This window comes from Coleofasciculus sp. H7-1, assembly GCF_057473865.1.
Window position 1 is genome coordinate 1 of record NZ_JBYCCT010000033.1, and the last position, 14,525, is coordinate 14,525.

The following is a 14,525-nucleotide window of genomic DNA, read 5'->3' on the forward strand; positions in this document are numbered from 1 at the left end:
ATTCCGAATTTTATCTAGCCGTTATAGAAATAGAAGAAAGAGATTTGGCTTGCGAGTAAACCTGCTAGCAGGAATTTATAACTATGAGCTAAAAATAGCTGAAAAATCTTAATTCCGCAAGAGGTCTAGTTGCCAAAAAACATCTTTGACGCCAAATTGAGCGATCGCTGAGTCTTGTTGCTTCACCACCACATCCACCGCTGCACCGATTAAGGCGGGTGGGGCTAAGTCAAAGATTTTATTGAGAATTGAGCAAACAGTCGCCTGCCAAATTTGGACACGATAGTTGCGTCCATAGTCAATCAGACGCTTGAGGGGATGCGCCTTTGGTGGCAACTTCTGCCGGATTTGGAACCGATTGCGGAAGAGTTTACGGGACAAAATTCGAGTACGCGACAATAGTTACAGCAGATTTTAACTACTGTAGCAATTATCCTACTGACATCCCACGACTCTTTTATAGCCGGAGCGATCGCTAGATCGGTGTTATGCCACGGCGTGTGATGGTGATTGATGACTCAGCCCTCTGGTGACTGTTGTACTTGCGATCGCTTTCTCTTCAATTGGGCAGATGCGTTCCCAGTACTTCACCAATCTTGACGAGCGATTGTTTATTTGCATCTTTCCCAAGATATATTTTTATAGCAATTTTACAGATAAATTAAGTTAAAGGCTCAATCGGAATTTCAGGGCGTTTTTCGCAACCAAGATCGAGAAATACCCGCTGGATTTTGCTTTTCTTTGACTTGCGCTTTTAGTCTTCTTCTCTATCTCAAGATATATATTGAGCTGTAAAACAATCCATAACCAATCCACAGCCGTAATTTGTTTAGTCAAGAAATTAAAAAGGGAACTCTTCCGTTTCCACTGAGGTAGAAATCGCCAATGAAAAAACTAGCGCACATAGCAGCAATATCGGTACTGGTTACAGGGTTATCATCAGCTCATGCCCAAGCTGCCACATTCACTGAGAAAAGTGATGCCGGTAAGACTCTAAATACAGCCCAAGTTATCCCATCAGGGTCGCAACTACTAGAGTTTATTACGGGGACACTTTCTAATAATGATGCTGACTTATTCCAAATTTTTCTGACAGGAGGGCAGACATTCTCGGCTACAACACTTAGCCTGGATACGCTGGTAGGGCTGCCAGTTGATAATGTTTTAGGTGCCCCGACTGAGCTACTTGAAGATCCACAGTTATTCTTGTTTGATGCTTCTGGTAAGGGCATTTATGGGAATGACGATATCCCTGGCTTAAATTCACAATCAGTTCTATCATCAGGTGGGTTTTCTCCCGCTCAGTCTGGGATTTACTATTTAGCTATTGCCAGCTCTGGTTACGATCCTGTAAGTGCGGTCGGGAAAATTTTCTCGGCTGGAGCGGATGGAGTTCTAGAACCGACTGGTTCGGGTGGAAATCTTTCCTTGAGCGGCTTTACAGGTACGAGCGCTACCAGCGGAAGATACGGGATCGCCCTAACCGGAGTTACAACTAGCACCCAAAGCAGCGCTGAAAGCATTCCCGAACCGGCTGGAACATGGGGCATTTTAGCTTTGGGTGCCTTGGGCGCAGTTTCTCAGCTAAAAAACAACAGAAAGAAACAAAAATTCACTAGCTGAGGAGCTAGGATTATCTGGTTGGTTATTGAGGACAACGGCGAACTGACAAGTTAGCGCTTCGCTATCCCATCTTTGTTCGTGAAACGGCAATAAAACAACTCCCTGTTGTTTGATCGCTGTATTTTTGATAAGTGCGATTTCCTCAATGCAGAGGCTAGGGAAAGAGCGAATATCTAGTGGCAATGAAATCGCCAAAGCAAGTTAAAAAGCAATTTTTGACTTTGGGAAGAATCCATAACTAACTGCGAGTCGTACTTCTTTTAAGCCTAGCGATTCAAAAGAAGATAAACCTTCCCATTCCGCACGCACCATTAAGTGACTGAATGGATACATCTTTAGGAGATCCTGAAATGAAGCAAAAAACTTGTGTTCCCGTGAAAGAAACTGCGTCTCTCAACAAAATTGCAACTTCCCCTAAAAAACCTTCGCGTCGCTTTGGTTTAGGAAACCCAATCGGATTGGGCGTACTTGTTTTAGGATTAGCTTTGATCGCTGGGATGACACCTCTCTATCTCAAGGCTTCTGACCATGATGATGGTGAGGTAGATGCCAAGGGACGTAATCTTAATTTAACTGACCTGTTTGTATTCCGGGAAAAAGATCAGAACTCGAATGCGTCTCAAAACGATCTAGTTTTGATTATGAATACAAACCCGCGATCGGTAGCTCGTCAGCAATATTACTTCAGTACCAGAGCGAAGTACGAGTTCAAAGTGTCGCGGGTGACTAATAATGACGCCACTCCTACGGGCAAGGAAGATGTGGTTCTGCAATTCACCTTTAGCCCCCCGGATGCGAATCGCCAACAAACCATCACGATGACCGCCATCCGGGACGGTGCGATTGTTCTCCAAACCAAGAACCTCCGCACCACCCCGCTGAATCCCAATCCCAGTGCGCCGCCAATCGTTAACCCGGTATCCGGCGGTGGCGCTAACCTAGCCGTATTTGCAGGACTCCGGGAAGATCCATTCTTCTTCGACGTTGAGCAATATTTTCGGGTTCGCGCCGCTTTTCTCGGCATTGGTCCCGCAGTCCCAGGGTTCCGTTCTCCCGACCAAGCTATTGACTTTGCTAGAGGATACAACGTCAACGCGATCGCAGTCCGGGTACCGATTAAATTCTTACAAGGCTCGACCTCCGCAACCACTTTTGATGTCTGGGAAACGATTTCAGTGCCCGGAGCCAACGGCAAATTTACTCAGTTTGAGCGGCTGGCTCGACCGGCGATCAACGAGGGTCTGGTCGTCACAAACGACTTCCTAAACGCCCTAAACACCGTCAGCCCTGGTTTTGAAGCTTCTGCTCTGGCGGGTCAACAACCGGCTGCGAAGATCGCTGGGCCAATCGTCGGGGAAGTGAAAAAGACGCTGATAGCTTTTGGGAATACCGAGAAACGAGCTAACGCTTTGTTGGGTGCCTTTTTGCCAGATGTGATGCGGATTGACACCAAGGGACCCAGCGGATACGGCAATACCAATCCCAAAACAGGTAGCCCGATTCGGGGTCGCTTGCTGAAAGATGATGTCATAGACATCACCTTAACTGTCGTCACCGATGGGAAGGTTAAGAGTGATAACGTGTCCTACGACGGCGCACCGGGTAATCCAGCACAAGGACACAAGCCGTTACAACCTGCATTCCCCTATTTGGCTCTACCCAACTAGGTTAGTAGTGATGAACTGCGTACATTATCGCGGATGAAAACCTAACCCCCTAACCCCCTTCCCACCTCTCCCTAACCCTCTCCTATAAGGAGAGGGAAGCGGAATAAATATTTTTTACGGGGAAGGGGGAATAACTGAAAGCCCCTCCCCTACTAGGGGAGGGGTTGGGGGAGAGGTTAACCGAGCTTAGAGACAGAAGCATGAAACGTGCTGAGTATTACAAATCCGAAAAATTGAAAGGTGGGTTGAGTAGGCGTTTTGTCTGGAAGCGTTGGTGGATACCGCTCTTAGTTGCGCTACCGATTGCCGGAGTTTTGGTAGGGGGGCGTTTGTGGAATCCCAGTGCTGAACTCGACGCTGCTTATCGTTATCCCTTTTCCCAGTTACCCTCAGACAATATCACCGCTGCTTTGGGTCGGGAAATTGCTTTCTATCAGGAACGGATTCGGCGAAATCCAGGGGACGGACTGGATCGAACCTCCTTAGCCAAAGCCTATCTGAAGATGGCTCGTGCGACGGGAGATGCTAATTGGTATTTATTGGCGGAGCAATCGGCAAAGCGATCGCTCGCTAATTTATCCTTTGATAACGAAGGTGCCATTCTGGTGCTGGCTCGGATTGCGGAAGCGAAACATGACTTCAACGAGTCGATTCGCTTGGCAAAACAGGTATTGCAAACAAAGCCTGGAAATGAAGATGCAATTTCACTGTTGGTAACGTCGAACTTGGCGATAGGCAAAGTGGATGAAGCCAACCGCCTCACTAATGCTTTAATCAACCGAATGCCCTCGGTAGGCTCTTTAACACTCCGAGCATTGGTGGAAGTTGCACAAGGTCAAGATGAAGCGGCGATTCGAGATTTCCAACAAGCTTTAGCATCTGAGGAACCGGGCGAGACAGGCAGTTCGGCTTGGACGCGGACGATGCTGGGTCGATTTTACTTTAAGCGGGGAAACCATAAACTTGCCAAGGAACTTTATCAGGAAGCGTTACGCATCGTACCGCGATATCCTTTGGGATTAGTAAATTTGGCAGAATTGGAGACTCGACTCGGAGAGTATCGAGCAGCTGAGCGTCATTACTCGCAAGTTTTCGTTTCACCAAACTACCAGAATGTGTTCGATCACGTTGCCTTGCAAGGTATGGCACGGGTGAAACATTTGCAAGGTGACGAATCAGGCGCTATGGAGTTATGGGACAAAGCCGAAGCGTTAATCCGCCAGCATCAAAATCTAACTTCCTTTGGGCACAAGCGCGAACTGGCACGCTTGTTGCTGGAACGGGGGCGTTCCGAGGATTTGCCGGAAGCGCTTTCTTTAATGCAGGCAGAAGTTAGTATCCGCCAGGATGCAGATACATTGGATACTCTGGCTTGGGCGCTTTGCCGTTCGGGACGTTGGCGGGAAGCTCAGCAGGTATTGCAGAAAGCTCTAAGTCGCGGTACGCGCGATGCGGGAATTTTCGCTCGCGCCGGTACGATTGAGCAGGCACTGGGGAATAAGTCCCAAGCGATCGCTTACTTCCAAAAAGCTCAAGAAATCGACCCGACGTTTGACGAACAGACACAGCGATCGCTAGGACTCAACTCAAATTCTGCAACCGAGGTGAACTGATGAATGCAAAGTGGCGTCGATATGGCACGCTGAGCCTGCTGTCGTTTTTGGGAGCTATATTACTTTGGTTCGCTGCTGCTACCCCCAGTTATTCTCACTGGGCCGATTTGTCAGTAGCTGAGATTATGGTGGGCGAGACTGAAACTCAAATGACACTTACCTTTCCTACAGGGTTGATGACATTTGCAGACGACAACCAGGATAGTCAGCTGTCACCCGATGAAGTCCGCACTCATCAAGCCGAGTTGCAGACATTCTTAAGCGATCGCATCCGCCTCAGCGATAACCAGAAGCAAAAAGCTACCCTAACAATTAACGCATCAGAAACCAGCGCCCTACCCCCAAACTTGAAAGTTACCACGGGCACTCACAGCAGCTTACAGCTGACCTACACCTGGCCTCAGCCGGTTCAAGGACTCCAAATCCACTACAATCTATTTCTGCCAGGAGTGCCAACCGCCACTTGCCTTGCAACTATTCTGCATTCCGGACAGGTGCAAAACTTTATTTTCAGCCCCACAAACCAGACATTTTCATTAATGCCGCCAGGATTGGCGTGGCTGTCAGGAGGAAGCTTGCTGATTGCGATCGCTGGCTCGTTTGCGTGGGGTGCAATGCACGCCCTCTCTCCCGGTCACGGTAAAACCATTGTGGGAGCGTACTTGGTGGGTTCCCATGCCACCCCCAAACACGCCCTATTTTTAGGGCTAGCGACGACAATCGCCCATACCACCGGCGTGTTTGCCCTAGGACTGATCGCGCTGTTTGCCTCTCAATACATCCTGCCAGATCAGTTATATCCCTGGCTCAGTGTCCTCTCCGGTTTGATGGTGGTAGTGATTGGTCTCAACTTGTTCATCAACCGCCTGCGGAGTCAGAGAATCGGCAAATCCTCGACTGCACATGAGCATCATAGCTTTTCAGATTCCCAGAGCCATTCACACAGCCATCACAGCCACGACGATCATTCCCACGATCATCACCACGAACCTCACAGCCACGACGATTCTCATCACCACGAACCTCATCACCACGAACCTCATCACAGCCACCACGGCGATCATTCCCACCACGATCACTCGCACTTACCCCCAGGCGCGGATGGATCGCCCGTTACCTGGCGTAGCCTGCTTGTCCTAGGTATTTCAGGCGGTTTAGTGCCGTGTCCTTCAGCCCTGGTTTTGCTGCTAAGCGCGATCGCTCTGGGACGGATCGGCTTCGGACTGATGCTGGTGTTGACATTTAGTTTAGGACTCGCAGGCGTGCTAACTGGGTTGGGATTGCTACTCGTTTACAGCAAGCGCTTCTTCGATCGGCTACCGATTCAGATGCGGATCGTGAGGATTTTGCCTGCGGTGAGTGCATTAGTAATTGCGCTTTTGGGTGTAGGCATCACCACCCAAGCTTTGATGCAAACCGGGTTGGTTCGGCTATAAATCGTAGCGTGTTAGCGAAGCGATCGCTCCTATTGCATCGCTTGCCGAACCCGTTCTCTAAAAAATTGACATTTATACCGCTAAGTAGGTATGGCAATCCAAATTGATTTATGAAATATTAACAGCAGTAATGAATAATTTCCAATTACCGAGCGCCCAAAACTTTTTTAGCCGTTTTTAATCTAAAAATCCACCGATCAAATCAACCATTAAAATTTAGGAAAAACTAATGTTGAGATGCTTTCGTTTAACAGCTACCGTATCTACCGTTCTAATTTCATTGTTTCCTGGGATGGCTTTTAGCCTACCCTTACAGGCAGATTCTCCCTATCCAGTGGTTCCAGCTTCAAATATAGATATTCCGGTTTGCTATCTACAAACTGAAGATGGTAGAATGGTGGATCTCGGTAAATTATGCATTCAAACTCCTCAAAATTATAATGCTTCTTTAAGTAGTAATTTTGGGGCTGGAAATTGCTATTTTGTTGACTCGGCTGGACAACCCTGTAGAGCTTCTTCGGTCAGGAACCGTCAGCAGGAACCGTCAAGAAATTGAATTGTTGAGTAGCAAGCAGTACCAGCCATGATCGACTTTACCGCCTGGGATGAGCTACTGCGCCGATACGTCGATCTAGAAGGTCGCGTAGATTATCATGCTTGGTCTTCAGAGCGATCGCCAGCCCTTTCCCAATGGCTGGCTTCCTTACATCAACTGGATTTGCGGGATTATCCCAACCCAGATGAACGGTTAGCGCTGTGGCTGAATTTATATAATGCGATCGCTATCAATCAAGTTCTAGAACGCTATCCCATCCCCTCCATCCGACCGAAGATTTTAGGAATTCCCAACTGGCTTGCTTTCTTGTGGTTCTTCATCCGTCCCGCCTATTCCTTTGCAGGTAAGCGCTACAGCCTCAATCAAATCGAACATAGCATCCTCCGCCGCGAATTTGACGAACCCCGCATCCACTTCGCCCTCGTTTGCGCTTCCATCGGTTGTCCGCTGTTGCGAAATGGTGCATACTTTCCTGAATCGGTGCGGACTCAGCTAGAAGATGACGCCAGCCGTTTTATTAATAATCCCGATAAAGTTCGCTACGATTTCCAAACGGGAACGCTATACTGTAGCAAAATTTTTAAGTGGTACAAGAGCGATTTGCTGAAAGTTGCTCCTTCAATTCCTGAGTACATCCGCTTGTATTTAAAAACCGACGTTCCAATTGACTCCTCGACGCCTATTTCCTATCTATATTACGATTGGAATTTAAATGGAAAAAAGAGTTATTAGTTATTAGTTCAGCAGGCGGCAGATGCACTTTGATATCAAATCCGGTTGATTACCCCGCCGATCTGATATCTATATTCGGACATAGGAAGCTGATTAAAAGCTCAGGACTTACGCAAAGCTTATATATATAGCGTTTTGTAGGGGCAATCCCTCTGTGGTTGCCCTTACTATGTGGTGATGTTGCGTAATTCCTAAGCTGAATTACAGTATACGCAGCGCGACTTCTATTTCAACAAATATTCTATCGGTATATATTAATTTCATGGATTGAAAAAAACAGCTAGGTGTGTACTCGGCTCAAATTTTTGTTTGGAGACACACCTAGCTTATTAACTTTATCAATTGCCGAAAGGACTCAGGTTACGGACAATAGCAGAGGTTTTGCAACGTTATCTCCCAAGTCCCTGAGTCAACAATGTTACCGAGCGACGAGCGACTGCTTCAGCAAGAACTGCTCGACTATATGTTTCGCTGCCATGCAATGGGCCGTTAGGATACAATGACGTGTCTGCACTGGTGTGGTAAGAGCTAGTGCGCGATGCTTCGGCAACTCATAAAGGGGTAAGGGCACTAGCTCAACTATATGAACTTCGAGCTTAAGGAGTAATCTATCGTGGAAACTCTTTATAACTCTAAAGACCCGCTTTCAACAGCCGACAAAGTAGCAAAAAACGAGCATCTGCTAGGATAGGTGTACTTTATTCGGCATGGGGAAAGTACCAGTAACGAACGCAACATTTTTGCAGGCGTACTGGATGTTGACCTCACATCATTTGGTAGGTTGCAGGCACGTCGCGCCGGGGTTGACCTAAAGAAAAAAGGTACGAAGTTTGACGCAGTATATGTTTCTCACATGAGGCGGGCGCGGCAAACTTGTGAAATCGCCCTTGCTGAAAGTCAAGCGCTTAAATCGCCCGATACTCCTGTTCAGATCGACCATCGAATTAGCCAAAAATCCTTCGGCATTTTTGCGGGACGTAACCTGAATCTGCTACGTCTTGCTCTTGGCTACGAAGGCTTCGAGGAAATGTTACATTCTCATAACGAAGCACCTCCATCTGGCGAGAAGATTGCCCAAGTTTACGAGCGCGCTGCCCGTTTCTACGAGGATAAGGTTGTACCGCACTTGGAACGAGGAGAAACTGTTCTAGTAGTGTGCCACCAATATGTGTTGGAGCCTTTAGCACTTTATCTAAGCGGTTTACCACCGACTGCTTATAAACACCTGAAACTTCCTAATGGTAAAGCTCTCAGTGGTGTGGATCTCGTTAAGTTCCGTGATAGGGAATCAGGTGGTGCCGCTTCCCTGCGTAAAGAGATCAACGATCTTTCAATTATGTGGGCAATTTTGCTTTATGCCGCTGCCTTCTTACTGGGAAGCTTAGTAAGAGCAGTAATTGCCTCTACAGGAGGAATTCCGTCAGAGCTATTTCGAGCGATCATCGTTGCCTGTCTTGCAGCCTCAACGTTTTATACCTACCTGGACATTGACTTTGCAGCGAGTAAACGCAAAATAACCTCAACTGTGAAGTATGTGGTGTACGGGTGGATGGTGGCGAGATGGGCAGTTGGGCTTTCCTTAATATTTTCTGGACTGTTGTATCAAAGCGAAGCCGATCTGTACAAAGTTTTGTGGGTGCTATTTTGGATGGTTCCGCCAGCCCTTACTTCCCCAGTTTTATCGGTACTTTGGGGCGGTAATCTTTATCCGTCGGCTGTCTTGTCAAGAACGTTATCGATTGTTGCTCCACTGGCGCTTCTGGCTACATTGAGGGTTGCCAATTTACCCATTAATGTTTCCAGCCTGATCTTTTTCGGTGTGATTCTAATTGTTGGTTTGGCAATACCGGGAGCTTTAGCCCAAGTGTGGCGTGACAAATCTCCTGTTGAATCAAATCACCACAGTAAAAACTGGAAATTTATCGGAGTGCTTGCTGTCGCATTTATGGCTTTGGCAACTGGGTTTCAGTTTACTCCAGCAACATTCATAAGCGACTTATTTTCCTCAACAGATACAACGCGATCGCTAGCCTGTCTGCAACAGTTGGCAATTGCAACTTTGGTCTTTATCTCAATGCGCGTTTTGGCTGCATTAACTTCAGTATTTACAAAAGGCAAGCTAATTAAGGCAGAAGCTCAGGATGCTTATATCCTGCTTGTTAATCCCAATTTTTTCCTTTGGGCAGCTCTTTTCCTCGGAGTTAGTGCAACTGCAAATCCGGAAGCCGTAAGATATGCAATTTTTTGGGCAGCACTGGGGTTCTTCTGCATACCACTCGTCGAGCAGATATTGTTCATGAATTCATTTGGTAATGAATTATTGCGAGAAACATTGCGTTCTTCGAGAATGGCAACAGAAGATGTGAGAAAACTTTTCCAGCAATTGGATACAGATGCAAGCAATGCACTCAATAAAGACGAGATTATGGAACTTTTAGGTCGAATAGAAGATATGACAACAGGCGAACGTAGTTCTGAAGAAGTCAGGAAGTACGTCACTGATTATCTTTTCGCCACTCTTGACTCTGATAAAAATGGCACGGTTGATTTAGCAGAATTAGAAGAGTATGTATCAACGTATGGGTTGGTAGCCAACCTGAACGTTGCTCAAACATGAACTTTAACTCAATCAGTCATGATGTCAAAATTATGCTAGGGTAGAAAATGGCTATTTAAGTATACCGGCTCTGTGCAATTCCTGTGAGTACAAGTTTAAGTTTTTCAACAGCACAAGGAGACAAATTATGAGCAATGAGACGCAAGCAGTACCTGCATCTCAATTTATGAAAAAGACGCTGGGTATTTCCGAAGCCCCCTATGAAGCATACCTTAACTATGGGTATGCGCTGCTCGCTATTGCTGGGGCTGACGGAGAGGTTTCAGAGGCTGAAATGAACTGGTTGCTGAATCATCAACGAATGGTTGGCGCTCCTGAAGAACTCATGGAGAAATATAAATCTTTTGATTACAAAAGTGCTAAGTTAGAGGACTTGTTGCCCAAAATTACCGTTGATGTTTCTTCGTGGTCATCTACAAGGTCACTGTTGTATCACGCTATTCAAATGGCTCGTGCCGATGAAGATTACTCATCAGAAGAGCAAAAAGCTGTCAAGAAGGCGGCTAAACTTTTGAATGTTGAAGATGATATTGCGCTTGCTCTCGGCAGATTGGTAGATACGGAGGAAAACCTAACTGCATTGCGTAAAGCACTATTGCGTACTGATGTTTTAGGTACTTGATATCGCGATATTGACGAGGGAATTAAAGATTAGAGACGTACTAAGCGCGGTCGAAAACATTCTTACGAACACGCCAAAAAATCTCTGACTTTTTACCGAATATTCAAAACCTAGTTGATGGTGGAGATGGAGAACATGAGCAAGCAGCTCCTCCATCTTCCCTACCTTCAGAAGCAAGATGTTAAACTCCAACGAACATAAACTAAAAATATAGGCTGAAAAATCAGCTTATTGCTTTCGTATTAGCAATTTTTAAGGTCAAATGATAGAAGCTATCAAATTTCACAAGCATAAAACCACCACAGCCGACTGGAGACTAACTTCTGGATACTTGCATGAAGGTAGATCGGATTTTGAATCGGTACATATTTTATTAGGTCGTTTCTTAGCGGATAGAACTTCAGAAGATCCACTGGCAGAAAAAGAGCTATTTGCCTCAGACGGCATTTTTGAGTGGGGACACGCCAAGCCTTTAGAAAAAGTCATTAATTCACGGGAAGATTTGGAGTTTCTACTCAAACATCCCAATTTGTTACGCAACTGTATTACAATCATCGAACCCTGGGAACACGTAGGCGTTAACGCTCTTGGCGAAGATGTTCGGGCTTCCAAAAATGTTGCCTACATTGCTCAAAAAATCGCCGATATGGACTCAGTATTACTACCTGTTTGGTCAACTGGAGTTCTCGATCCAGAAATAGTCGTTCCTGCAATTACCTCCGGTTATACCGTAATCTTGGAAGGCGGCGATCCATCGACCTACGATCCATCGACTTGGACAAGTCCGGCGTGTCCGCGTGAGGATATGTTTGCATTGGTGGAAAAGTTGTTAATTTCGCGATCGCCCACCAGTGCGAGTGCCATCTTTATTTGTGTGGGACACCAGCTAGCTGCTGAATGTCATATCCGACTGATCCGGCGTGCAGTCAAAGAAATTCTCTCGCTGACATCTTTGGAACGCGACAAGGACGATAAAGCAATTAAATCGTTGCAAGAAGTGGCAGCACGAATCGAGGCGCTAGGCAAGACACTGCAAGTCAAAAAGCGTGATGGACGCTTAGTTGCCACTGGCTGGAATGATGAGCATTTTGCCGTGACGCGCAATGAATCAAAAGAAGTAGGCGATCGCGTGTTGTTACCTTATCAATCTCCTGACGGCGATGCCTTAAGTATTCCTTGGGAAATTATCCACGCCCACGATGTAACAGCTGATGCCCATGAAGGTGTGATTGATACGACGATTCAATATGAGCGCGAAGTATCAATTTCGATGTTTCACTCGGATGAAGTAAACGAAGAAGCCATTCTGTTTGCTAACTGGGCATACCGCAGCATTCATGACGTCATAGTTCCTTATCGCCACGTCATCGCTGGAAGCGCTTTGTCATGGCTGATCCAACTGCCCGATTCAATAGAAATTCTTTGTTCGACAGCGCTAGATGGTGAGATTGTCACCGAGTGTTCGGCAACTTGCATTAACTATAAAGATTTTGAAACCAAGAAAGTTCGCCGTTCCTTTACTTGCCAGTTCCATCCAGAACTGCTTTCCGATTTGCGTGCAATTGGTAACAGTGAAGCTCCATCATATTCAACCCTGAAAAATGATGATGGTGTTCGCTTATTTGTCCGGCTGCTCTATACCGGAATGCAAGAGTAATACGGCTATAGTGATGAGCCTCAAATACCTGTGTAATCAATTGGTGGTGGAGCAGGGGCAAGAAAAGAGCAGCGAATTACTCCCTTCCCAGTTAGAGAATAAAGAGTGAATAAATAACTTAAGCTATGGTCGATCAATCTTCTATGGCAACCGCAGATAATGAGCCACTACCTTTGCATGAACTGATTTCCCACATTCTGGACTCTGAGACAACAGCCACTGAGCAATTGTTTTATGGAATTCCAGTTTTGGGAACGATGCAGCAACTCAACCAACGGCTTGCCAATCAACCCCTACTCGATTTTTTCAATGCCACCTTGCGCGGGATTGGTCAGGCGATTTTTGTGAACAATCCCGTGAGTGGTTTGCTAATTATCATTGCCATTTTTATCCAATCTCCCTGGCTGGGAACCATGAGCTTACTGGGGACTGCCGCTGCCAATTTAATGGCGATCGCTCTCAAGTTGGATCGAGGTACGATTCAAAATGGCATCTTTGGTCTGAATGGACTGCTTATTGGTGCGACAATCGCGTTTTTAGGGCTGTTTGGAAACGGAGTCTGGAATCCAATTTGGATAATCGCAGCAATTATTCTTTCTGCCCTATCAACCATCGTCCTACAGACGGTAGGGACATGGTTTGCCACTCGCTTCCGAGTCGCTCCACTTGGCATCGCTGTGCATCTGGTCTTGATTGCCTTCCTGCTGCTACTTGCGGTTGTGCCTCAACCCTTCTTTGATATGGGTTCGCCTCCTCCCATTTCTTCTCCTGTTTCACTAGATGCATGGCGACTGGCTCAATCCCTCCCAGTAAGTCTTGGGCAAGTCTTTTTCGTAGACAATCTGATTTCCATCTTTCTGGTTTTTCTAGCAGTTGTCATTTCTACTCCCATCGGTGCAATGGTGGGATTGTTGGGTTGTGCAATGTACCTGCTGGCAGGTTTGCTAGTGGGAACCAGACCCGATCAACTGTATAGCGGGTTTTTGGGCTATAACGCCGTTCTTACTGCTGTGGCGATCGGCGGAATGTTCTACGCTCCAAACCTCCTTAGTATTTCGCTGGGTGCAGCCTCTGCGTTCCTGGCATCGATCGCTAGCCTTCTGTTGGTACCTGTATTCTCTCTAATTCAGTTACCGATTATGGCTTTGCCCTTTGCCATTGTGACAATAGGGTGTTTGCTAATTGTGCAGCGATCGCTCCCCTCGTTAGTGCCCGTCTCGCTTTATACAGTTGCCACTCCCGAAGAACACCGACAGCGTTTCTTAGTGGCTCGCGATATCATTACCCACTTTCGCAAACAACTGACGGCGGCGATCAAGGGAGAACGTCATAACGTTTTATTTGAACAGGCATCTGTTGAAATCAAAGGCAATCTTCGCTATATCTTTGATGCCATCGATCGCGATCGCAGTGGTGAACTTTCAACTCACGAATTAGCGGCACATCTGCAATCGGCAGGAAAAGCTTTCTCAGACGGTGAGTTGACGTATTTATTCAAATCGATGGATCGCGATGGAAGTGGAGCGATCGATTTTGAAGAGTTTGGCGAATTAATGCTGCGTCACCGCCGTCTGATGTCGAGGTACACTGAGTTTGTCACTTACTTTCTACCGCTCGATGCTGACGAAGATGAATCTATCAGCACCAAGGAAATGAATACGGCGCTCTCTAGTGTAGGAGAACCGCCCCTAACTCAGGAGGAAGTGGAATTTCTGCGCGATCGCACGGGAGGAGAGTCATTAACCTGGAATCGATTTATTGAAGTGCTGCTCGTGACGTAAAGAGCGATCGCAGCCTTGATATTAATGCTCTCTAATGATTATTGAGAGAACCAGTAAAACATACAACTTAGATGTTCATTAGTCTATGACAACTCCAGAAGTGTTGAAAGATAGCTTAAGACGGAAAAAATGGGGGCAGAATGTAGTATTCTACCCCCACACAAACTAAAAATGATGACTGATGTTAACGTCCTTTGCCAGCATTGTCAAATCCTTGCTCA

Annotated in this window: 11 protein-coding genes and 2 pseudogenes; 11 read left to right on the forward strand and 2 right to left on the reverse strand. The window is 46.5% G+C overall.

Features of this window, described 5'->3' with window-relative positions; all coding sequences use genetic code 11:
- Positions 1-112, forward strand: a pseudogene (locus tag AC2VDX_RS08210) (IS5 family transposase); the annotation flags it as partial.
- Between the two features lie 5 nt (positions 113-117).
- Here the strand turns inward: AC2VDX_RS08210 and AC2VDX_RS08215 are convergent.
- Positions 118-348 (reverse strand): annotated as a pseudogene (locus AC2VDX_RS08215) (ABC transporter); the annotation flags it as partial.
- 138 nt (positions 349-486) lie between these two features.
- Positions 487-621 (reverse strand): hypothetical protein, encoded by a 135-nt coding sequence (locus AC2VDX_RS08220; protein WP_378178148.1) that lies wholly within the window; start codon positions 619-621, stop codon positions 487-489.
- 264 nt (positions 622-885) lie between these two features.
- On the opposite strand from AC2VDX_RS08220, the gene AC2VDX_RS08225 reads away from it, so the two are divergent.
- The 10 genes from AC2VDX_RS08225 (at position 886) to AC2VDX_RS08270 (ending at position 14,304) form a co-directional block, all read left to right on the forward strand.
- Positions 886-1,623 carry a DVUA0089 family protein gene (locus AC2VDX_RS08225; protein ID WP_378178151.1) on the forward strand — a complete coding sequence of 246 codons (738 nt, stop codon included), beginning with the start codon at positions 886-888 and terminating at the stop codon, positions 1,621-1,623.
- A gap of 350 nt (positions 1,624-1,973) precedes the next feature.
- Positions 1,974-3,290, forward strand: a complete 1,317-nt coding sequence (locus AC2VDX_RS08230) for a DUF4331 domain-containing protein (RefSeq protein ID WP_378178154.1) — start codon at positions 1,974-1,976, stop codon at positions 3,288-3,290.
- A 200-nt stretch (positions 3,291-3,490) separates the two neighbouring features.
- The gene (locus tag AC2VDX_RS08235) at positions 3,491-4,903 is read left to right on the forward strand and encodes a tetratricopeptide repeat protein (RefSeq protein WP_378178157.1); all 1,413 of its coding nucleotides are present in this window, start codon (positions 3,491-3,493) and stop codon (positions 4,901-4,903) included.
- Positions 4,903-6,339, forward strand: a complete 1,437-nt coding sequence (locus tag AC2VDX_RS08240) for a nickel/cobalt transporter (RefSeq protein WP_378178160.1) — start codon at positions 4,903-4,905, stop codon at positions 6,337-6,339. The genes AC2VDX_RS08235 and AC2VDX_RS08240 overlap by 1 nt, the downstream gene beginning before the upstream one ends.
- A gap of 229 nt (positions 6,340-6,568) precedes the next feature.
- A complete protein-coding gene (locus AC2VDX_RS08245) occupies positions 6,569-6,895 on the forward strand; it encodes a hypothetical protein (RefSeq protein ID WP_486928137.1) in 327 nt (108 codons plus the stop codon).
- A 27-nt stretch (positions 6,896-6,922) separates the two neighbouring features.
- Positions 6,923-7,627, forward strand: a complete 705-nt coding sequence (locus AC2VDX_RS08250; protein ID WP_378178166.1) for a DUF547 domain-containing protein — start codon at positions 6,923-6,925, stop codon at positions 7,625-7,627.
- A gap of 691 nt (positions 7,628-8,318) precedes the next feature.
- Complete coding sequence (locus AC2VDX_RS08255; RefSeq protein ID WP_378178169.1) at positions 8,319-10,244, forward strand: histidine phosphatase family protein; 1,926 nt, start codon at positions 8,319-8,321, stop codon at positions 10,242-10,244.
- 127 nt (positions 10,245-10,371) lie between these two features.
- Positions 10,372-10,866 carry a tellurite resistance TerB family protein gene (locus AC2VDX_RS08260; RefSeq protein ID WP_378178172.1) on the forward strand — a complete coding sequence of 165 codons (495 nt, stop codon included), beginning with the start codon at positions 10,372-10,374 and terminating at the stop codon, positions 10,864-10,866.
- Between the two features lie 262 nt (positions 10,867-11,128).
- Positions 11,129-12,523, forward strand: coding sequence for a hypothetical protein (locus AC2VDX_RS08265; protein WP_378178175.1), 1,395 nt, complete (start codon positions 11,129-11,131; stop codon positions 12,521-12,523).
- Between the two features lie 125 nt (positions 12,524-12,648).
- Positions 12,649-14,304, forward strand: a complete 1,656-nt coding sequence (locus tag AC2VDX_RS08270; protein WP_378178178.1) for an urea transporter — start codon at positions 12,649-12,651, stop codon at positions 14,302-14,304.
- Positions 14,305-14,525 lie beyond the last annotated feature (221 nt).

What these genes read in the sequence shown, in the direction of transcription:
- AC2VDX_RS08245 (WP_486928137.1), top strand. Translation starts at nt 6,569, where the DNA reads ATGTTGAGATGCTTTCGTTTAACAGCTACCGTATCTACCGTTCTAATT.
- AC2VDX_RS08225 (WP_378178151.1), top strand. Translation starts at nt 886, where the DNA reads ATGAAAAAACTAGCGCACATAGCAGCAATATCGGTACTGGTTACAGGG.
- AC2VDX_RS08270 (WP_378178178.1), top strand. Translation starts at nt 12,649, where the DNA reads ATGGTCGATCAATCTTCTATGGCAACCGCAGATAATGAGCCACTACCT.
- AC2VDX_RS08260 (WP_378178172.1), top strand. Translation starts at nt 10,372, where the DNA reads ATGAGCAATGAGACGCAAGCAGTACCTGCATCTCAATTTATGAAAAAG.
- AC2VDX_RS08250 (WP_378178166.1), top strand. Translation starts at nt 6,923, where the DNA reads ATGATCGACTTTACCGCCTGGGATGAGCTACTGCGCCGATACGTCGAT.
- AC2VDX_RS08220 (WP_378178148.1), bottom strand. Translation starts at nt 621, where the DNA reads ATGCAAATAAACAATCGCTCGTCAAGATTGGTGAAGTACTGGGAACGC.
- AC2VDX_RS08235 (WP_378178157.1), top strand. Translation starts at nt 3,491, where the DNA reads ATGAAACGTGCTGAGTATTACAAATCCGAAAAATTGAAAGGTGGGTTG.
- AC2VDX_RS08240 (WP_378178160.1), top strand. Translation starts at nt 4,903, where the DNA reads ATGAATGCAAAGTGGCGTCGATATGGCACGCTGAGCCTGCTGTCGTTT.
- AC2VDX_RS08230 (WP_378178154.1), top strand. Translation starts at nt 1,974, where the DNA reads ATGAAGCAAAAAACTTGTGTTCCCGTGAAAGAAACTGCGTCTCTCAAC.
- AC2VDX_RS08265 (WP_378178175.1), top strand. Translation starts at nt 11,129, where the DNA reads ATGATAGAAGCTATCAAATTTCACAAGCATAAAACCACCACAGCCGAC.